Genomic DNA, 19,470 nt, shown 5'->3' on the forward strand with positions numbered 1-19,470 from the left:
GAAGGGTTGAGCCCCCCATCCCGCCCGCGTGGTCAAGAGGCGCCTTCCGTTCGGGCGCCTGAGGGCCCGGCGCCCCGCGGGCGCGAATAACATGGCGAGGTGCGTGCATACGGTCGGCGGAAAGTGCTGGCGCTCGCCGCCGGCGTACTGGCCGCGGCGACCGCCTGCACGGGCAATTCCCCGGCCGAGCCGTCCAAGGCCGCCGCGACGTCCTCGGCGACGCCCTCCGCGTCCCCATCGCCCTCCGCGGCCGAGCAGGCCGTGACGCTCGACGAGGCCGCCAAGGTGTTCACCGAGCTCACGGTCACCGACGACACGCTGAGGGCGAAGAGCGACCTCCAGGGCCGTCTGGCGCTGGCGGTCGACCTCGCGACGGGCGGGCAGACGTCGCTCACCGTGGCCGCGTACCTGGCCGCCGACTACGCGCCGCCCCGCTACCGCTGGGGGCCGCCGACGCTGTACGTGCCGAAGTTCCCGACGGGCGAGCGCGCGCCGTGGTTCAGCGCGCTGGCGACCCGTAACGGGAGCCCGGCGCTGCTGACGTTCGCCAAGTCCGACCGCTGGCGGCTCAGCTCCGCGGCCCAGCTCCTGCCGGGGCAGAAGGTGCCGGAGATCGAGCTCGACGCCGACGGCTACGCGACCACGGTCGCGCCCGACGACAAATCGGTCACGATCAGCCCGCAGTTCATGGGCCCGGTGCACGCCAGCGTGGCCGAGACGGGCTCCGCGGGGGTCACCGGGGGCCTCCTGGCGGCGGGCCCGTACACGACGGAGGTGGCCGAGCAGATCGCCAGCCTCCGGGAGAAGGCGAAGAACGACGGGTTCAGCTACGACTCGATCTTCAGCGCCGACAACTATCCGGTCTACGCGCTGCGCACCAAGGACGGCGGGGCGTTGATCCAGTACTCGCTCACCCGCACGACGTCCACGACGACGAAGACGGCCGAGGACGACTACATCCCCGTGCCGGAGCAGGCGCGGTGGGCCATCACCACGCCGGTGCTGCGGCGCTCGCTCAAGCTGATCGAGACGCACCAGTACGCCACCGTGGTGCCGCCCCTGAAGGCCCCGGCCGCCGCCGACGTCATCGCCCACGACGGCGCCCTGACCCGCGCCTCGGGCCAGTGAATTAGCAACTTGAGTTGACTATCCGCTTGGGGGTCAACTACGGTTGCTCGCATGCCGGCTGATGACATTCCCGTATCCCAGGAGCCCGCTGACGCGCTGGCGGCCGTGGTCGCATTGCGGCGCCTGGCCGATCAGCTGGAGGACGCCGCCGTCGAGCAGGCGATGCGGGACGGCTGGAGCTGGCCGCAGGTCGCCGAGGCGCTCGGAGTCACCCGTCAGGCGGTCCACAAGAAGCACATCAGGCGGCTCATCGACGCAGGCGTCACGTTGAGGAGACGACAATGAGCGCGATCGACCACTACATCAACGCCGTCACGCAGCAGGGAGAGACCGAGGCCAGGCAGGACGGGTCCGCGGCGATCGAGGCGCACCACCTGCTCCTGGGCATCGCCGCCCAGGAGGGGAACTCCGCCCACGAGGTCCTGACCTCGGCGGGGCTGGACCGCCAGGCGATCCGCGACGCGCTGGACCGGGAGTTCGAGCACAGCCTGGGCGCGGCCGGAGTGTCGCTCGCCTCGTTCGACCTCCCCCCGGCGACCCCCGACCCCAAGCGCCGCGTGAGCCTGGGCGCCTCGGCGAGGCTCTGCCTCGAACGCGGCTTCGCCTCCGCCACGGGCAAGAAGGACCTCAGACCGGGCCACCTGCTGCTCGGGATCCTGGAGGCGGAGGTCGGCACCGTGCCCCGGGCGCTCGCCCTGGCAGGCGTGGACCGGACCGCGCTGACGACCCGCCTCCAGCAGTCGCTGTCGGACGGAAGCTGGTGACGCTCCGGAGCGCTCCGCGAAAGGCCGCCCGGAGCGCTCTGTAGTCCTCCGGAGCGTCCTGTGGACGGGAGCCGGTGAGCCCCCTTCCCTCCGGAGCGTCCTGTGGACGGGAACCGGTGAGCTCCTCTCACTCGAACGCCCCGGATGGGGCCGTGCCCCGGTCGGCGCCCGCGCCGTGCGGCGTTGCGGGCGCGCCACCGGGGCGCGGCGGCAGGGCCTACGCCTCCGTGTGCGGCAGGTTGCTGGCCGCCACCAGGGTGCGGATCGCCCGCAGCGCGACCGACAGGGTGGCCAGGTCGAAGTGGTCGCTCTCCCAGATCTCCGAGAGCGTCTGCCGCGCCCGGGAGACCGCCGCCGAGTTGGCCTCCGACCACCGCGCCAGCCGCTCCTCCGGCGGCAGCCCCGGCGTGCTGTGGGCCAGCACGTCGCGGGTCAGCGAGGCGTGCGCGGCGTAGAGGTCGTCGCGCAGGGCGGAGCGGGCCATCGAGTTCCAGCGGTTGTCCCGGGGCAGCGCGATGATGCGCTCCCGCAGGCGGGCCAGCTGGAGCCGGTCCGCCAGGTCGAAGTAGACCTCCGCCACCTCGGCGACCGGGCGGCCTGTCAGCGACGCCACCTCCACCAGGTCCAGCATGGAGTACGCGGGCACCATGGCGGCCGCCCGCTCGGCCAGCTCCAGCGGCACGCCCCTGGCGACGAACGAGTCGCGCCGCTCCTCGTAGGCGGCCAGGTCGGGCCCCGTGAGCAGCTTCGGGATGTGGGACAGCAGGCCGTTGACGCCCTTCATGAAGAAGCCGACGGACCCGGCCAGATCCAGCGGCGGGCGGCGGTTGACCAGCAGCCAGCGGGTGCCGCGCTCGGCGAGCTTGCGGGCCTCCAGCAGCATCGCGATCTGGGTGGCCGTGTCGACCTTGTTGTCCAGGGCCTCCACGGCCCGGTGGAAGCTGGGCAGGTCGAACACCTCGCGCGCCACGAGGTGGGCGCGCACGATGTCGGGCGTCGAGGCCCCGGTCTCCTCGCCGAACCGGTACATGAACGTGGTGCCCATGGAGTTGACCAGCTCGTTCACCACGCAGGTGGTGATGATCTCGCGCCGCAGCGGGTGGGCGTCCATGTAGGGGCGGAACCGCTCGCGCAGCGCGGATGGGAAGTACGACACCAGCCACGAGGCCAGGTAGGGGTCATCGGGCAGGTCGGAGCCCAGCAGCTCGGCGTCGGCGACCAGCTTGGTGTAGGCCAGCAGGACGGAGAACTCGGGCGCGGTCAGACCGAGCCTGGCCTGGCGGCGCTCGGCCAGCGTCTTGTCCGAGGGCAGGAACTCCAGCTCCCGGTTGACCAGGCCGTCCCGTTCGAGGCGGCGCAGGTAGCGGGAGTGGATGTGGAGCATCTCGACGGCCTGGGTGCGGGCCGCGGCGAGGACCACGTTCTGGGCGTAGTTGTCACGCAGCACCAGGTCGGCGACCTCGTCGGTCATCGAGGTGAAGACCTGGTTGCGCTGCTTGTCGGTCAGCTCGCCGTCGCGGACGACCTGGTCGAGCAGGATCTTGATGTTCACCTCGTGGTCGGAGGTGTCGACCCCGGCCGAGTTGTCGATGAAGTCGGTGTTGACCAGCCCGCCGTTCAGCGCGAACTCGATGCGGGCGAGCTGGGTGAAGCCCAGGTTGCCGCCCTCGCCGATGACCTTGCAGCGCAGCTCCGCGGCGTTGACCCGCAGCGCGTCGTTGGCCTTGTCGCCCACGTCGGCGTTGGACTCGGAGCCGGCCTTGACGTACGTGCCGATGCCGCCGTTCCAGAGCAGGTCGACGGGGGCCCGCAGGATGGCGCTGATCAGGTCGTTGGGGGCCAGGGACGCCACCCCGGCGGGGATGCCGAGCGCCTCGCGCATCTGCGGCGTGATGTGGATGGACTTGGCCGTGCGGGGGAAGACGCCGCCACCGGCCGAGATCAGCTTGGTGTCGTAGTCCTCCCAGGAGCTGCGCGGCAGCTCGAAGAGGCGCTGCCGCTCCGCGTACGAGCGGGCCGCGTCGGGCGAGGGGTCGACGAAGATGTGCCGGTGGTCGAACGCGGCCATCAACCGGATGTGCCGGGACAGCAGCATGCCGTTGCCGAACACGTCACCGGACATGTCGCCGATCCCGGCCACCGTGAAGTCCGTGCTCTGGATGTCCACGCCCATGGTCCGGAAGTGGTACTTGACCGACTCCCAGGCGCCGCGGGCGGTGATGCCCATGACCTTGTGGTCGTAGCCGATCGAGCCGCCGGAGGCGAACGCGTCGCCCAGCCAGAAGCCGTACTCCTTGGCCACGCCGTTGGCGATGTCGGAGAAGGTCGCGGTGCCCTTGTCGGCGGCGACCACGAGGTAGGTGTCGTCGCCGTCGTGCCTGACCACGTCGGGCGGCGGCACGATCTTGCCGTCCACGAGGTTGTCGGTCACGTCGAGCAGGCCGGAGATGAACGTCCGGTAGCAGGCGACGCCTTCGACGAGCATCTCTTCCCGCGTTCCGGACACTGGCGGCTGTTTAACGACAAATCCGCCTTTGGACCCAGTGGGGACGATGACGGTGTTTTTCACCATCTGCGCCTTTACCAGGCCGAGAATCTCCGTGCGGAAGTCCTCCATGCGGTCCGACCACCGCAGCCCGCCCCGCGCCACTTTCCCGAAGCGCAGGTGCACGCCTTCGACCCGCGGCGAATACACGAATATCTCGTACTTCGGCCGCGGCAGAGGCAGGACGCTGACCGCCAACGGGTCGAACTTGAGGGATATGTACGGTTTACGGTGCCCTTCCATCGTTTGGAAGTAATTCGTACGCAATGTCGCCTGGATCATCTCCAGGTACGCCCGCAGGATCCGGTCCTCGTCCAGGGAGGCCACCTCGTCGAGCGCGCCCAGGATCTCCTCGGTGAGCGCCTCGGCCAGATCGAGCCGTACGTCCTCGCCGCGCCGCGGATCGAGCCTGGCCTCGAAGAGGCTCACCAGCAGCCGTGCCAGCCGCACGTTCCCGGCCAGCACCCGCTCCATGTAGGTCTGCGAGAACGTGCCTCCGGCCTGGCGCAGGTACTTGGCGTACACCCGGAGGATCTCGACCTGCTCCCAGGTCAGCCCGGCGTTCAGGATGAGCGAGTTGAAGTCGTCGGCCTCGACCTGCCCCTTCCACAGGGCGCCGAGCCCGTCCTGGAACAGCCGCTTGAAGTCGTCCCTGCCGACCTCCTCGGTCGGCGTGTACCGCAGGCCGAAGTCGTAGATCCAGGCGTTCTTGGTGTTGGGGTCGTTGTCACGGTCGATCTCGTACGGCCGCTCGTCCACGACCTCGACGCCGAGCCGCTGGATCAGCGGCAGCGCCTGGGAGAGCGAGATGGGCGAGCCGACCTTGTAGATCTTGAGCCGCCGCTCCCCCTCGGTCGCGTCGTACGGCTCGTAGAGGTTGATGTCGACCTGCGCGCCGTCTCCCACGGCCACGAGGTCCTCCAGGCGGCGCAGGTCGACGACGGCGACCTTGGGCGGGAAGTCCGCCTTGTAGCCCTCGGGGAACGCGGAGGCGTACCGCTTGATGAGCGCGGGCGCCTCGTCCTCGGAGGTCCTCCGCCCCAGCTCGGTGGCCAGGTCGTCCTCCCAGGAGCGGGTCAGGGCGGCCAGCCGCGCCTCCAGCTCCTCCACGTCCACGCTCGGCGGCGGGAGTTGCTTGCCCCGCTCGCCCCGCACGACCACGTGCAGCCGGGCCAGCACGGACTCGCCGATCATCGCGCTGTAGTCGAGGGACCTGCCGCCCAGGGCCTTGAGCAGCACCTCCTGCATCTTCAGCCGCACCTTGGTGGTGTAGCGGTCGCGCGGCAGGTAGATCAGGCAGGAGATGTAGCGGCCGTAGTCGTCGCGGCGGAGGAAGAGCTTGACCTGCTTGCGCTCGCGCAGCCGCAGCACGCCCAGCGCGATCGGCAGGAGCTGGTCGATCGAGGTCTGGAAGAGCTCGTCGCGCGGGAACGTCTCAAGGATCTCGATCAGGTCCTTGCCGTCGTGGCTGTCGGGCGCCAGCCCGGCCTTGTCCAGCACGGCCGCCAGCTTCCGCCGGAGGACGGGGATCCTGGAGATCGACTCGTTGTAGGCCACGTGCGTGAACAGGCCCAGGAAACGCCGCTCGCCGACCACCTCGCCCTCGGACGAGAAGATCTTGACCCCGATGTAGTCGAGGTAGGTCGCCCGGTGGACGGTGGCCCGCGAGTTGGCCTTGGTGGTGATCACGAGCTGCTTCTCGCGCGCCTTGGCGCGCACCTCGGGGGGCAGCACCGAGAAGCTCGCCGAGCCGACCTTGTCGTCGCGCAGGATGCCCAGCGCCGCGCCCGGCAGCGCCCGCAGCGCGTCGCCCTCGTCGGTGTCCTCAAGCCGGTACTCGCGGTAGCCCAGGAAGGTGAAGTGCCCGTCGGCGAGCCAGCGCAGCAGGTCGATGCTGTCCTCGACCTCCGCGGGCTCCAGCGGCGGCGGGTTCATGCTCAGGTCTTCGGCGGTCTGCACGGCCAGTGCCCGCATCTTCCTGAAGTCCTCGACCGCGTGACGCACGTCGGTGAGCACCCGCTGCAGGTCGGCTTCGAGCTCCTCGAGCGCCTCGGGGCCGGCCTGCCGGTCGATCTCGATGTGTATCCAGGACTCGACCAGCATCTGGCCGGTGACGTCCTCCTGGCCGCGGCCGAGCATCCGGCCCGTCATGTCGCGGCGCACCCGCATCTGGGGGTGGACCAGCAGGTGGATGCCCAGGTCGTGGCGGTCGAGCTCCATCGTCACCGAGTCGACGAGGAACGGCATGTCGTCCGTGACCACCTCGACGACCGAGTGGCCCGGGTCCCAGCCGTTCGCGTCCAGGGTGGGGGTGTAGGCGCGGACCACGGCCCGGCCCTGGGGGCGGACCTCGGCCAGCTGCCGCTGCGACATCGCGGGGCCGTACACGTCAACGGGGTTGCGGTCGAGCAGGTCCTCCGGCGCGACATGCCGGTAGTAGAACCGGAGGAAGGACAGGGCCTCCTCGGCGCCCACATGTTCGCTGCTCGCCGCGCAACTGTCTGCGGCTCGCTGGAGCAGCTCGTCCTTGGCCTCGTCGAGGGGCATTTCGGTCTCACTCCTTTGTGAGGGTTTGCCAAAGCTGTTCATAGCCAGGCCCTTAGCTCCCACAGCAGCGGGAAGTAGTGCAAGCGCGTTCTGTCGCGCAGATAGGGGGCGCCTGTCGAGCCGCCGGTGCCCGACTTGGTGCCGATTTGGCGTTCGACCATCTGGACATGACGCATCCGCCACCGCGCGGCGTTGGCGTCGTGCGTCAGCAGGTCTTCGGCCAGTTGCCACAGATCGTCGTACGACCCGCGGTCCCTCGCCACGGCCAGCAGCGAACCCATGATCTCGTCGTCGGAGACCGGCAGGCCACGCTGGGAGAGGGCGGTGAGGTAAGCATCCCACAGCGTGGGCTCCTCCAGCCTGCGGCGCAGCCGTGCGAGCTCCGTGTCGCTGGCGTGCCTGAAGCTGCCGAGATAGCGCTCGTCCTTCAGCCCGGACAGGAACTCCAGCTCCCGGAACTGGACCGACTGGAAGCCGCTGGCGGGCGCCAGCTTCTCCCGGAACTGAAGGAAGTCCTGGGGCGTCATCGTCTCCAGGACGTCCACCTGCTCGATCAGCACCTTCTCCACCGCGTGCACCCGTTGGAACACGTGCCTGGCCCGCCAGAGCTCGCCGGCGAACATGGCCTCGCGGGCGTTCTCCAACTCGTGGAGCAGCAGCTTGAACCACAGCTCGTAGACCTGGTGAATGGTGATGAAGAGCAGCTCGTCGGGCGCTTCCGACTCAGGGCGCTGCTGCGCGAGGAGCTCGGGCAGGCGAAGATAGCCGCCGTACGACAGCCGACCGCCTTCTTCGCCGAACCGCCGATGCGGGGGAACGGGCGCATCACCGTCGATGCCCACCGAACACCTCCCCCTGACCGTCCGGACACGCTACACCGGACGCAAAGCCTCACCGTACCGATACCACCCGAAAAGGGCACAGACGTCAACGTGACATCGACATCGGGGGGTCGTCACCGGAGGAGGCTGAGGGAGCGTTCTTGAGCTCGTCGAGCTGGTCTGGAAGCTCGGCAAGCTCAATCAGCTCCGCCTGACATCTCTCGCACGTATCGAGGTGGCGCTCGAACGCCTCGTGCTCGTCATCGTCGAGGACTCCGAGGACATAGGCAGCCACCCCGTCATGCATCAGCCGGCTACCCCCTTGTCCCGCAGCAGTTCGCGGAGAGCCCGGATCCCGTAGTAGAGCCGGGACTTCACCGTGCCCGGCGGTATCCCCAGAATCTCCGCTGCCTCATTAATCGTACGGTCTCGGAGGTAGGTCTGCTCTATGACTTCGCGGTGTTCTTGAGAGAGGCTGCGAAGCGCATCGGCGACGATCATCGCCGAGAGAGCCCGCTCCGAGCCGTCGGGTACAGCCATCATGTCGACTTCGGGCGGCTCGACCTCTTGAGGCCGGACACTCTTCCGTCGACGTCCGTCGATAACGATGCGGCGGGCTACCGTCAGTAGCCACGCCCATATAAGGCTTGGTTCCCACTGCAGTCTTGCCGAGTTTTTCCAGGCTCGGACGAGCGTCTCCTGCACCACGTCTTCGGCCCATTGAAGGTCGTTACCTGTCGATTTGCGTACGTGGCGCAGCAGAGGGCCGCCGAACTCCTGGTAAAGCACCGCGATGCGATGCTCCGCCTCGGCATCCGCACTCTCGAACCTGCCGTCGAGGTGACCTAGCACGGGGCACATCTTTACACCTTCGTTATCTCGGCGGTAGCCACTCCGATAACTCCAGTCATTTCTAACTATCTCCGACCATGTGCTGAACCAAGCCCGAGAGACCCGCGTACCTCCGACCATGCACAGGTTTTTGCGCGGTGGCGAGCTGTTCATGCTCGGAGGCTTCGTTGTGGCGGCCGCGGTGACGATCGTGCTGGTCATGCCACCTTCGATCGATCCCGCCGCCACTGCGGCGACCCAGACGTCATCGGGGCCCGTCACGGCCGCCGACCGTGACCTGCTCGTCAAAGTGCGGCAGGCCGGCCTCTGGGAGATGCCCGCGGGCGAGTACGCCCAGACCCGCGCCGAGTCCCAGCGCGTCAAGGAAGTCGGCAGGCTGATCATGCAGGACCACCAGAGGCTGGACCTGATAACCCGCCAAACCGCCAAGAAGCTCGGCGTGGCACTGCCCGACGAGCCCAACGCCGACCAGCAGAGCTGGATGGCCCAGCTGGCCTCTGAGCGCGGACCCGCCTTCGACAGGGACTACGCGAACCTGTTGCGTGCCGCGCACGGCAAGGTCTTCACCGTCGTGGCAGCCGTACGGGCCGGGACGCGCAACGCGGAGGTCAGGAAGTTCGCCGAGCAAGGCATCAACTTCGTCATGCGCCACATGGCGCTCCTGGAGTCCACCGGACTGGTCGATCACACCCAGTTGCCCGAACCCCCGACGCCCTCACCCGCTCCACCCGTCGCGATGGCGGTCGAAAAGAGGAGACACGCATGACGAGATCCAGACGCATGGCCGCGGCCATGTCCACATTGGCCGTGGTGGCAAGCGGTTTGGTGTCCGCGGCGGTCATCGGAGTCGGTCCCGCGCTCGCCGACCACTGCGACCCGGCCCAGGCTTCCCAGCAGCAGGGCCAGCGGCAGAACCGGAACCAGAACCAAGATCAGGGCCAACAGGATCAAGATCAGCAGGGACAGGATCAGAACCAGCAACAGCAGGACCAGAACCAGGACCAGAACGGTCAGAACCAAGACCAGAACCAGAATCAGAACAACCAGGATCAGAACGGCCAGGACCAGAACAACCAGCAGCAGAACAACCAGCAGAACGGCCAGCAGCAGGACCAGACCGGCGACCAGCAGCAGAACGCCGACCAGCAGGGCCAGGGCGGCGGCGCCGCCGTGCTCGACCCGGCCGAAAACCCCGACGAGCAGAACGCCGAGACGTTCGGCCGCCGCAACCGCCCGACCAGGAACCCGGGCCAGGGCAACAACAACGGCAACAACGGTAATAACGGCAACAATGGGAACAACGGGAACAACGGCAACGGAACCGCCTCCCCCAGCCCCTCTCCTACCGCCTCCAACGACGAGGACCACAACGAATGCGCCGACCTGGGCCCGTTCGTCGAGGACTTCGTCAACATCCGTCAGATAGCGCCGCGTCAGCTTGACGCCCGCATCGGCAGGGGCGGCTCGCGCGGCACCTTCGTCTCCGCGTGCGGGACGAACCAGAACCGCCACAACAACCCGGACAACTTCATCGTCGCCCCCGGCGTGAGCAACGGAGCGCACCACCTGCACGACTACGTGGGCAACCTGTCGACGGACGGCTTCTCCACGGACGAGAGCCTGGCCGCCGCGGGCACCACGTGCCGACTGGGCGACAAATCCACCTACTTCTGGCCGGTCCTCAGAGACCGCAAGGTGGACGTGAACACCGAGGACCCGGACGGCAACGTCGGCCAGGTGCTGCGCGCACGCAGTGTGACGCTCCAGTTCCGCGGGAACGCCACCTCCCAGGTCGTCGCGATGCCGAGGTTCCTCAGGCTGATCACCGGTGACGCCAAGGCCGCCACGAACGGCACGGCCAACGCGCGCGCCGGGTGGTCCTGCACGGGATTCCAAAATCGCATAAGTCCCGACAAATATCCGCTTTGCCCGCGCGGCAGCCAGGTCCTTCGTATCCTGGACTTTCCTAGCTGCTGGGACGGACAGAACACTGATAGCGCCAATCACAGAACGCACGTGGTCTTCCCTGGTCAGGGAGGCGCCTGCCCGCAAGGGACCAAGGCGGTGCCGGCATTGCGTATGACCCTCGCGTACACCGTGCCGCAGGGCCCGTCATACGCCGTGGACGCCTTCCCTGAGCAGAAGCACAACCCCGTCACCGACCACGCGGACTTCGCGAACGTGATGCCCGATCGGCTGATGCAATTCGTCGTCTCTTGCATCAACCGGGGTCGCCGATGCTGATCTGACAGCCCTCACGGGCTACCCAGCCTTCCGAGTCGCACCCTCACCCGACGTTGGAGGGAACCTTAGATGCTCCACAGACGACACCCCCGGCACACTCCCACGAAGCTGGACACGAGAGGTGTCCGGCTGGGAGCCAGCGCCATGGTCATGGCAGTCGTTCTGTCGGCGTTCGCGCTGACCAGGACAGACCGTGGCATCGCGATACTGGGCCGGGTGGTGGCCTTCCTCGAGTTCTACGTGGGCGTGATGGCCCTGGTGACGTTCACCGCGACCGTCGCGCTCGGCATCATCACCACCGAGCGGGTCTTCCTGTCGCCGGTCAACCGGGTCAGGTCGCAGCTCGCCCACAAGGCCTTCGGCCTTCTCGGGATGATCTTCCTGATCACGCACATCTCCCTCATGATCAGTCTGGGGCACGTGCCGCCAGGCGCGGCGGTCGTCCCGATCGCGGGCATCAACAAGGGCCTCGGCATCCTGGCCTTCGACCTGATGATCCTGGCTGTGGTCACGGGAGTACTCAGGAGGCGCTGGGCGGCGAAGGCCAGGCCGTGGATGTGGCGGGTGATGCACTCCGCCGCGTACATCGGCTGGCCCGTCGCCATCATGCACGGACTGACGGCCGGCCGCCCTCCCGCCGGCTGGGTGGCCTGGTCCTACGTGGCCAGCATCGCGGCGGTCGGCGGAGCGCTGGTCATCCGCGTGCTGGCCTCGGTCTTCCGCCCGCCGGTCACACTCGAGAAGATCCAGGGGCCGGCGGTGACCTCCCCCGCCGCCATGGGTGTGCCCGACGAGCGGATGCAGCCGCAGAAGGTCGCAACCGGGGCCGCCGCCACGGGCCCGGCTCAGGCCCAAGCTCCGGCTCAGGCTCAGGCCCAGAGAAGGAACGCACCAGTGAGCCTCGCCGAGCGGCGCAGGTACCGGGAGGCGGGATGAGACCGCCCGCTATCTGGATGATCCCCGCAACCCGACAGGAGCGACCGTGATTCCGGCCCGAGTGCCGCGGGTCTTACGGATGGGTCCGGCCCGGCTGACCGCCGGGCTGGACCAGACCCGCCGAGTGGACCTGCCCGCCCACCGCACCCTCCATGGCTCTCCCAAGCCGCGCGATCTCGAAGGCCTCATCTCGATGGCCAACGAGGTGGACATGCGCGGCCGTGGCGGCGCGGCGTTCCCGTTCGCGCGCAAGCTGCGGGCCGTCGCCGACGCGGTGGGCTCGGGCGGCGAGTGCGTCGTCCTCATCAACGGCGCCGAGGGCGAGCCCGCCAGCTCCAAGGACGCCATGCTGCTGACCCGCAACCCGCACCTGGTGCTGGACGGGGCGGTGCTGGCGGCCGAGGCGCTGGGCGCCCGCGAGGTGGTGCTCGCCACGGCCGGCGGCGAGGTCGCCGAGGCGTCCGTCAGCGCCGCCGTGGACGAGCGCCGGGCCGCGAACGTCTCCGGCGGCGCGGAGAGCCGCATCCCGATCCGGGTGGTCGGGATCAAGGAGAGGTTCATCTCCGGGGAGGGCGGCGCGCTGGTCAACGCCGTCAACGGCGAGAAGGGCATCCCGCCCGGCCGCAAGAGGCGGGCCGCGATCAGCGGCGTGGACGGGCTGCCGACCCTGCTGTCCAACACGGAGACGTACGCTCAGCTGGCGCTGCTGGCCGAGCTCGGCCCGGAGAGGTACGCCGAGGTCGGCACCGCCAAGGAGCCCGGCACCATCCTGCTCACCGTCAGCGGCGGCGCGGCCAACGGCGCGGTCATCGAGGCGCCGACTGGCACCTACCTGGCGGACGTGCTCGCGCTCACCGAGGCCGAGATCGGCGACGGGGTGCTCATCGGGGGCTACCACGGCGCCTGGCTGTCGGCCGAGGTGGCCCAGACGGCCGTGATCTCGCGCGAGGGCATGAAGGTGGCCGGCGCGACCCTGGGGGCCGGGATCATCGTCCCGCTCGGCGAGTCGACGTGCTCGCTGGGCGAGGCCGCCAGGGTCACCTCCTACCTGGCGGGCGAGTCGGCCGGCCAGTGCGGCCCCTGCCGGCTCGGCCTGCCGGACCTGGCCTGGGCCATGAACTCGCTGGTCGAGGGGAACGGCTCCGTGGACGCCGTACGGCGCTGCGTGCGCGGCGTCGAGCGCCGGGGGGCGTGCTTCCACCCGGACGGCACGGCCAAGTTCGTGCTGTCGGCGCTGGACGCGTTCGAGACCGAGATCGCGCTCCACCTGGAGCACGGCTCGTGCGGCCGGCCGGTGCGCGGCGTGCTGCCGATGCCCGAGCCCGAGAACGACTACGTCGAATACCGGCTGGAGGTCGACTGGTCCCGCTGCGCGGGACACGGGCTCTGCGCCCACCTGCTGCCGGAGTTCGTGGAGCTGGACGACTACGGGTTCCCCTCCTTCAGGACCGTCCCGGGCTGGATGGCCAAGGAGGCGCGCCGCACGGTCGAGATGTGCCCCGCGCTGGCCCTGCGGATGGTCCAGACCACGGGAGACGGCCACGGTGGTCCGGCTCCGAAGCCGGCCGCGTCGCCGCTGCGGCTCGTCAAGGACGGAAACCTCAAGCAGCCCGAGAAGAGCACACCGCGCCTCACCCGGATCGGGTCCGCCACTCCCAGGAGCGCGTTCGGAGGTAGCGCCGGGTGAACCCCGAAGTGATGGAGATGTGACCAAACCTGGCGGGTCATCCCGACGTCTCACCGAGCGGCTCAACCCCGATCACCACGGAGGCGTCCATGGACCGCCGGGACTTTCTGCACGTCGCCGCGCTCGCCCCAATGGCCGCCACCGCGCGGCCTACTGGCACGTCCGGCCTCTCCGCGCCCCCGCCCAACTGGGCGAGGCTGCGGAGACAGCTGGCGGGCACGCTCGTGCTGCCGGGTGACGCCGGATACGACAGCGCGCGCCGCCTCTACAACCCCGCCTACGACCGGATCCGGCCGGGCGGGGTCGCTTACTGCGCGAGCGCGGCCGACGTGTCGGCGTGCCTGACGTTCGCGCGCACCAGCGGCGTGCCCGTCACCACCCGCTCGGGAGGCCACTCCTACGCGGGCTGGTCCACGGGCACCGGGCTGGTGATCGACGTGTCCAGGATGAGCTCGGTCGCATATGCGGGCGGCCGGGCCACGATCGGCGCGGGCGCCAAGCTGATCGACGTGTACGACCGGCTCGCCCGCCACGGCGTGAGCATCCCCGCGGGCTCCTGCCCCACGGTCGGGATCGGCGGCCTCACGTTGGGCGGGGGCATCGGCGTGGTGTCGAGGAAGTACGGGCTCACGTGCGACACCCTCCAGTCGGTACGCGTCGTCACGGCCGACGGCCGGACCCTCGACTGCGACACCGCCCGCAACGCGGGCCTCTACTGGGCCTGCCGGGGCGGTGGCGGCGGGAACTTCGGCGTGGCGGTGTCCTTCACGTTCAGGACGTTCACGGCGCGCGACATCACCGTCTTCTTCCTGCACTGGCCCTGGGCCAAGGCGGGGGCCGCGGTCAAGGCGTGGCAGTCGTGGGGGCCGTCGGCGCCGGACGAGCTGTGGTCCTCGCTGCAGCTGGGGCGCTCGGGCGGCGGCGGCCTGGACGTGGCGGTCGTCGGCACGTACGTCGGCGGCAGGCCCGCGCTCGACCGGCTGCTGGCCCCGCTCGTCGCCAAGGTCGGCCGGCCCTCCTCCCGCTCGGCGCGGACGGTCCCCTATCTGGACGGCATGAAGATCATGGGCGGCTGCGGGGCCAGGTCGACCGCCGAGTGCCGGCAGACGCCCCGGGAGGCGTTCGCGGCCAAGTCGCACCTGGCGTACTCGAAGCTCCCGGCGAACGGCGTGCGGGCGCTGGTGGCCGGGGTGGCCCGCGGCGGGCGGCACTCGGTGCTGCTGGACGCCATGGGCGGGGCCATCGGCCGGGTGGCTCCCGCGGACACGGCGTTCCCGCATCGGGCGGCGCTTTACAGCGTGCAGTATTACGCGGAGGGGACGGATCGGCGATGGCTGCGCGGGCTACATTCCGACATGTCCCCATTTTTCGGGGATCATGCTTACGTTAATTACATAGACCCCGATTTGCGTAATTGGCGGAGTGCGTACTACGGACCTAATGCCGGCCGGCTGGCCGAGGTGAAGTCCACGTACGACCCCGGCCGGCTGTTCCGGCTGCCCCAGGGCATCTAGATCTGCCCGCGTACGTACACCGGCTCCCCCACCTTCACCATGTTGTACAGGCGCACGGACGTCGACAGCGGCACGCGCACGCAGCCGTGCGAGGCGGGCCTGAGGGGCACCTCCGTCGAGCCGTGCATGGCGATGCCGCCGACGAAGTAGGACGAGTTGAACATCGAGCCCAGCCGGCTCTGCGTCCAGCCGGGCGCCTTCCTCTCCACGTGGAAGTCGCCCACCGGCGTGACCGCGTTGCCGCAGTGGCCCTTCTCGCAATACCGCACCTCGGCGCCGGTGGAGATGTGGGTGACCAGCGCCGGGCGGTTGTCGCGGTAGACGGTGAGCAACTGGTGCGACAGGCTGATCTCCACCCGGTCCGCGCCGCCCTGCGGCACCAGCGGGCGCAGGCCCTTGCTCTGGTTGAGCGCCGCCAACGTCTTCTGCCCCACTTCGCTCCTCGGCGTCATCCCCCTGCTCTTCTGGAACCCCCAGACCGCGTACCTCGTCTGGTCGTCGTAGATCCCGTGCGACTGGCCGAAGTAGAAGCCGCCGTCGTGCAGGCGGCGCTGGAGCTGCCGGACCGCCTCGCTCCGGTCACCCGGCCGCAGCGGGACGATCTTCCCGGGATGGGCTCCCTTGACGCCTTTGACGCCCTTGACCGCCGGCACCGTCTTCACGGCCGGCACGGGCTTCGCCGCCGGCACCGGCTTCGCGACCGGCCCTGGCTTCGCCGGCGGCACCGGCTTCGCCACTGGCACGGTTATCACCGCCGGGACGGCTATCACCGCCGGGACCGTCTTGACCTCCGGGTCGCCCGGGTCGCCCGGGTCGGTCTCGAGGCCCGTGTTCCCCTGTGCCGGTCTGTCCGGCTGCGAGGGCTCGTCCGCCAGGGCGGGCACCGCGGCCAAGAGCGGCAGAAAACATCCCGCGGCCAGCGCCGCCATTCCCCTTATCCTCATAAATCGACGCGTACCCAGATCGCCGATAATTCACGTCCAACGGGAGGTTTTGTCAAGCAAAGTCCAGCGGAATATCAATACCGACAAAATACCGGCATTTCTGCTTTATTCGCCATCCGTCACGCGTCGCGGTTCCGGAGGAGCAGGCCGCCGCCCAGGAGGGAGGCGGCGGACCAGGCGGCGAGGACGCCGAGTCCCTCCCACGGACCGATGGGCAGGGAGGCGAGATCCACGGTCGTCTGGACGGCCAGCCCGGCGTTCGTCGGGGACACCGACCACAGGAGCCGCCGCACGTCGGGGTCCGCGACCATGAGGATCGCGACCGGGAAGACGTACAGGAGCCCGAGCACGGCCCCGGCCGCCGCGGCGGAGTCGCGTACGGCGGTGGCCAGACCGAGGCTGAGCAGCGCGATCAGCACCAGATACAGGACGGAGCCCACGGCGGCGCGCAAGGTCGGCCCGTCTGCCAGGGACAGCGGCGGGTAGCCGTGCGCGGCCGTGAAGCCGCTGCCCGGCAGCAGGAGCCGCCCGGCCAGCACGGACCCGAGGACGGCGAGGATCCCCGCGCCCAGCGTGAGCCCGCCGACCACCACCGCCTTGGCGGCCAGGGCGGTGGCCCGGCGCGGCATCGCGGTGAGGCTGGTGCGGATCATGCCGGTGCTGTACTCGCCGCAGACCGCCACCACGGCCAGCAGGGCGACCAGCGCCTGGCCCAGCTGGACCCCGACGAGGCTGATCTTGGCCGCGTCCTGCCCGCACCCGGCGGCCGCGCAGGGCACCGCGGCCGCCCCGACCGCGCTCGCGGCCACGGTCAGCACGACGATCCCGGCCAGCAGCCATCCGGGCCCCGCCAGGGTCCGCAGCTTGGTCCACTCGGCGTGGGTCTCCCGTCTCATACGTCCCTCCTGCGCAGCCGGTGGGCGGCCAGGGCGAGGGCGAGAGCGGCGTAGGCGCACAGGACCGCGAACCCCGCCCAGGGCGCCAGCGGGAAGAAGCCGTCCGCCGGTGCGAAGCGGGCGGTCACCTGCTCGTACGCGGTCATGCTCTGCTGGATCGCGAAACCCGCCGCCGGAGTGAGCCGCAGCAGCCACCGCGCCGCCTCGTCGGGCAGCAGGGACGTGGTCGCCAGCACGTACGGGACGACGATCACCACGATGGCGGCGATGACGGCCACCGCGCTGCGCCGGAACAGCGACCCGAGGGCGAGCGCGAGGACGGCGGCCACGGCGAGCAGCCCGGCGGTCCCGGCGATCATCCGCACGGCGGTGAGCGGCGCCAAGGGCGCCAGGACGTTGCCGTTGCCCGCCAGGAGAGCCCGGCCGACCGGCACCGTGACGCCGGCGGCGACCAGCCCGAAGGCGAAGGCGGCCGCGAAGATCACGACGGCCTTGGCCGCCAGCGCCCGGCTCCGCCGCGGGCTGGCGAGCAGGGTGGTGCGGATGAGCCCGCGCCGGTATTCGGAGGTGACGAACGCCACGGCGACCACGATGACGGCGACCAGGCCCACCAGGACCCCGGTCAGGACGCGCTCGGCGGGCATGCGCTCGACGTCCGGCGCGATGTCGCCCACTCCGGTGACCCTGAACGTGTCGCCGGACCGCACGAGCCCGCCCGGATGGTGCGGGGTGCCGTCGGCCTCCAGCGCGACGCCGATGTCGTCGCGGGCCCACGTGCCCCCGGCGGTCACGCCCCGCACGCTGACCTGGTCCATGTCGGCGGTGACCTCGGCGAAGCGGGAGGCCGTCGTGGACCCGCCGACCACGTCCCGGGTCACGGTCAGGTCGCCGGGAGAGGCCGCGAACAGCCCGATGCGGACCTTCCCGGTGGCCAGCAGGGCGGTGCCCACCCTGGTCCACCGCGTGCCGTCGGCCGACTCCTCGCCGACGATCGTCTCGCCGGTGCGGGTCAGCCGCAGCCATCGCGGGGCCCCGCCGGGCCGTCCCGCCACGTCCTCGGTGAAGTCGTGCTGCATCCGCACCCCGTGGCTGCCGGTGACCATCATCGCCGCGTACGCGGCTCCCTGCCGGACGCTCTGCTTGATCATGACCCCCGCCTTGGCCCACGGCGTGACGCCGGGGACGACGTTCCGGACGCCGGGGGTGACGTCGGGCTTGCGGAGCTGCCCGGTCATGGAGTTCACGCGTACGGTGATGCTGCCGTCGCCGTCGAGCTGCTGGTGGACGAAGTAGAACCGGTCCTGAACCGCCTCGCCGCCGGGCCCGGTCGGCGGTGCGGGACAGGGCACCTCGATGGGCCCGTTCATGCAGGAGGAGCGGCTGCCGGTCGCGAAGAGCACCCCGAGCATGACGATGAGCAGCACCGCCAGCGTCAGGCCCGCCATCCAGCCGCGTACGGTGCGCAGCTTGGTCCACTCGGCCCGCAGCAGTTGCGCGAAGCCGTCGCGCCCGGCCCGCCGGCCCGAGCGGTAGGGGGTCACCGTCGTCATCGCGCCGCTCCCCTGAACTCGACCGCGTCCCTGGTCAGGTCCAGGTACGCCTCCTCCAGCGACGCCCGGTGGGCCGCCACCTCCGAGAACGGCACCCCCCGCGCGGCGAGCAGCCGCACGATGTGCTCGGCCGCCAGCCCGGAGACGACCAGCGTCTCGCGGTCGGTGACGGTCACGGTGCCCCCTGCCGCGGCCAGCACCGACATCGCCTCGGGCCGGGCCGCGGTACGCAACGTGACCCGGTCCCGTGAGGCGGCCGTGATCAGGTCGGCCACGCTGGTGTCCGCGACGACCTGGCCTCTGCCCACCGCCACGAGATGGCCGGCGGTGTCCTGCAGCTCGCTCATCAGGTGGCTGGACACCAGTACGGCGCGCCCCTCCGCGGCCAGCGACCGCAGGAAGCCGCGGATCCACACGATGCCCTCGGGGTCGAGGCCGTTGAACGGCTCGTCCAGCATGAGCACCGGCGGGTCGCCGAGCAGCGCGGCGGCGATGCCGAGGCGCTGGCGCATGCCCAGCGAGAAGCCGCCCGCCCTGCGCCGGGCCGCCGGCGTCAGCCCGACCTGCTCGATCACCTCGTCCACCCGCCTGGCGCCCAGCCCCTGGGAGTGGGCCAGCCACAGGAGGTGGTTGCGCGCGGTACGGCCCGGCTGCAGCGCGCCCGCGTCCAGTAACGCGCCGACGTGGCTCAGCGGGCTGCGCAGGCTCGCGTACGGGCGCCCGCCGACCAGGGCGTGGCCCTCGTCGGCCGTGTCCAGGCCGAGCACCACGCGCATGGTGGTGGACTTGCCCGCGCCGTTCGGCCCGACGAACCCGGTGACCTGGCCGGGCAGCACGGTGAACGTCATCCCGTCCAGCGCCCGGGTCCGGCCGAACCGCTTGCGCAGGCCGCTGACTTCGATGGTTGCTTCCACGGCAGGCAGACTAGGCAGCGGCCCCGGCCGGAGTCGTCACGCGCCGGAGCGATTCGCGGCGTCACTGGCGCCAGCTACTCCTCGTCACTCTTACGAGGGATGCCACAATTGCCGGTGCCCGGGACAAT

Annotated in this window: 16 protein-coding genes; 8 read left to right on the plus strand and 8 right to left on the minus strand. The window is 70.2% G+C overall.

The window, feature by feature from the left end; translation table 11 throughout:
- Positions 1-99 precede the first annotated feature (99 nt).
- Genes ACIBQ1_RS14815 through ACIBQ1_RS14825 form a run of 3 tightly spaced genes read left to right on the plus strand, consistent with a single transcriptional unit; the run spans position 100 to position 1,892 of the window.
- Positions 100-1,128 (plus strand): hypothetical protein, encoded by a 1,029-nt coding sequence (locus tag ACIBQ1_RS14815; RefSeq protein ID WP_397277618.1) that lies wholly within the window; start codon positions 100-102, stop codon positions 1,126-1,128.
- 51 nt (positions 1,129-1,179) lie between these two features.
- Positions 1,180-1,413, plus strand: a complete 234-nt coding sequence (locus ACIBQ1_RS14820; protein ID WP_397277620.1) for an RNA polymerase subunit sigma-70 — start codon at positions 1,180-1,182, stop codon at positions 1,411-1,413.
- A complete protein-coding gene (locus ACIBQ1_RS14825) occupies positions 1,410-1,892 on the plus strand; it encodes a Clp protease N-terminal domain-containing protein (protein ID WP_397277622.1) in 483 nt (160 codons plus the stop codon). Before ACIBQ1_RS14820 ends, ACIBQ1_RS14825 begins: the two co-directional genes overlap by 4 nt.
- Positions 1,893-2,109: 217 nt before the next feature.
- On the opposite strand, the gene ACIBQ1_RS14830 is transcribed toward ACIBQ1_RS14825, so the two are convergent.
- From ACIBQ1_RS14830 to ACIBQ1_RS14845, 4 genes are all read right to left on the minus strand, one after another.
- A complete protein-coding gene (locus ACIBQ1_RS14830; protein WP_397277624.1) occupies positions 2,110-6,984 on the minus strand; it encodes an NAD-glutamate dehydrogenase in 4,875 nt (1,624 codons plus the stop codon).
- Positions 6,985-7,022: 38 nt separating this feature from the next.
- The gene (locus ACIBQ1_RS14835) at positions 7,023-7,826 is read right to left on the minus strand and encodes a tryptophan 2,3-dioxygenase (protein WP_397277626.1); all 804 of its coding nucleotides are present in this window, start codon (positions 7,824-7,826) and stop codon (positions 7,023-7,025) included.
- Positions 7,827-7,911: 85 nt separating this feature from the next.
- The gene (locus ACIBQ1_RS14840; protein ID WP_355371169.1) at positions 7,912-8,112 is read right to left on the minus strand and encodes a zf-HC2 domain-containing protein; all 201 of its coding nucleotides are present in this window, start codon (positions 8,110-8,112) and stop codon (positions 7,912-7,914) included.
- Positions 8,112-8,657, minus strand: a complete 546-nt coding sequence (locus ACIBQ1_RS14845) for a sigma-70 family RNA polymerase sigma factor (protein WP_397277628.1) — start codon at positions 8,655-8,657, stop codon at positions 8,112-8,114. Before ACIBQ1_RS14845 ends, ACIBQ1_RS14840 begins: the two co-directional genes overlap by 1 nt.
- Positions 8,658-8,775: 118 nt before the next feature.
- Between ACIBQ1_RS14845 and ACIBQ1_RS14850 the strand changes: the two genes are divergently transcribed.
- The 5 genes from ACIBQ1_RS14850 (at position 8,776) to ACIBQ1_RS14870 (ending at position 15,038) form a co-directional block, all read left to right on the plus strand.
- Positions 8,776-9,423 carry a DUF4142 domain-containing protein gene (locus tag ACIBQ1_RS14850; RefSeq protein WP_397277630.1) on the plus strand — a complete coding sequence of 216 codons (648 nt, stop codon included), beginning with the start codon at positions 8,776-8,778 and terminating at the stop codon, positions 9,421-9,423.
- Positions 9,424-9,449: 26 nt separating this feature from the next.
- Entirely contained in the window at positions 9,450-10,901 is a 1,452-nt protein-coding gene (locus ACIBQ1_RS14855) for a DUF1996 domain-containing protein (protein ID WP_397277632.1), read from the plus strand.
- Between the two features lie 150 nt (positions 10,902-11,051).
- On the plus strand, positions 11,052-11,837 hold the full coding sequence (locus ACIBQ1_RS14860; RefSeq protein ID WP_397277634.1) for a hypothetical protein: 786 nt from the start codon (positions 11,052-11,054) through the stop codon (positions 11,835-11,837).
- A 46-nt stretch (positions 11,838-11,883) separates the two neighbouring features.
- A complete protein-coding gene (locus ACIBQ1_RS14865; RefSeq protein ID WP_397277636.1) occupies positions 11,884-13,524 on the plus strand; it encodes an NADH-ubiquinone oxidoreductase-F iron-sulfur binding region domain-containing protein in 1,641 nt (546 codons plus the stop codon).
- Between the two features lie 89 nt (positions 13,525-13,613).
- Positions 13,614-15,038, plus strand: coding sequence for an FAD-binding oxidoreductase (locus tag ACIBQ1_RS14870; RefSeq protein WP_397277638.1), 1,425 nt, complete (start codon positions 13,614-13,616; stop codon positions 15,036-15,038).
- Here ACIBQ1_RS14870 and ACIBQ1_RS14875 read toward each other — a convergent pair.
- The 4 genes from ACIBQ1_RS14875 to ACIBQ1_RS14890 form a co-directional block, all read right to left on the minus strand.
- Entirely contained in the window at positions 15,035-15,967 is a 933-nt protein-coding gene (locus ACIBQ1_RS14875; protein WP_397277640.1) for a L,D-transpeptidase family protein, read from the minus strand. The two genes, ACIBQ1_RS14870 and ACIBQ1_RS14875, sit on opposite strands and share 4 nt — an antisense overlap.
- Positions 15,968-16,101: 134 nt before the next feature.
- Positions 16,102-16,878, minus strand: a complete 777-nt coding sequence (locus ACIBQ1_RS14880; RefSeq protein ID WP_397277642.1) for an ABC transporter permease — start codon at positions 16,876-16,878, stop codon at positions 16,102-16,104.
- Complete coding sequence (locus tag ACIBQ1_RS14885; RefSeq protein WP_397277643.1) at positions 16,875-18,428, minus strand: ABC transporter permease subunit; 1,554 nt, start codon at positions 18,426-18,428, stop codon at positions 16,875-16,877. The genes ACIBQ1_RS14880 and ACIBQ1_RS14885 overlap by 4 nt, the downstream gene beginning before the upstream one ends.
- A complete protein-coding gene (locus tag ACIBQ1_RS14890; protein ID WP_397277645.1) occupies positions 18,425-19,342 on the minus strand; it encodes an ATP-binding cassette domain-containing protein in 918 nt (305 codons plus the stop codon). The genes ACIBQ1_RS14885 and ACIBQ1_RS14890 overlap by 4 nt, the downstream gene beginning before the upstream one ends.
- Positions 19,343-19,470: the final 128 nt, after the last annotated feature.

Source organism: Nonomuraea sp. NPDC050153 (genome assembly GCF_044460125.1).
In the GTDB taxonomy this organism is placed as follows: domain Bacteria; phylum Actinomycetota; class Actinomycetes; order Streptosporangiales; family Streptosporangiaceae; genus Nonomuraea.

Excerpts from the sequence above, each read along its gene's own strand:
- ACIBQ1_RS14820 (WP_397277620.1), top strand. The coding sequence starts at position 1,180 with ATGCCGGCTGATGACATTCCCGTATCCCAGGAGCCCGCTGACGCGCTG.
- ACIBQ1_RS14825 (WP_397277622.1), top strand. The coding sequence starts at position 1,410 with ATGAGCGCGATCGACCACTACATCAACGCCGTCACGCAGCAGGGAGAG.
- ACIBQ1_RS14830 (WP_397277624.1), bottom strand. The coding sequence starts at position 6,984 with ATGCCCCTCGACGAGGCCAAGGACGAGCTGCTCCAGCGAGCCGCAGAC.
- ACIBQ1_RS14840 (WP_355371169.1), bottom strand. The coding sequence starts at position 8,112 with ATGCATGACGGGGTGGCTGCCTATGTCCTCGGAGTCCTCGACGATGAC.
- ACIBQ1_RS14850 (WP_397277630.1), top strand. The coding sequence starts at position 8,776 with ATGCACAGGTTTTTGCGCGGTGGCGAGCTGTTCATGCTCGGAGGCTTC.
- ACIBQ1_RS14855 (WP_397277632.1), top strand. The coding sequence starts at position 9,450 with ATGTCCACATTGGCCGTGGTGGCAAGCGGTTTGGTGTCCGCGGCGGTC.
- ACIBQ1_RS14860 (WP_397277634.1), top strand. The coding sequence starts at position 11,052 with ATGGCAGTCGTTCTGTCGGCGTTCGCGCTGACCAGGACAGACCGTGGC.
- ACIBQ1_RS14870 (WP_397277638.1), top strand. The coding sequence starts at position 13,614 with ATGGACCGCCGGGACTTTCTGCACGTCGCCGCGCTCGCCCCAATGGCC.
- ACIBQ1_RS14875 (WP_397277640.1), bottom strand. The coding sequence starts at position 15,967 with ATGGCGGCGCTGGCCGCGGGATGTTTTCTGCCGCTCTTGGCCGCGGTG.
- ACIBQ1_RS14880 (WP_397277642.1), bottom strand. The coding sequence starts at position 16,878 with ATGAGACGGGAGACCCACGCCGAGTGGACCAAGCTGCGGACCCTGGCG.
- ACIBQ1_RS14885 (WP_397277643.1), bottom strand. The coding sequence starts at position 18,428 with ATGACGACGGTGACCCCCTACCGCTCGGGCCGGCGGGCCGGGCGCGAC.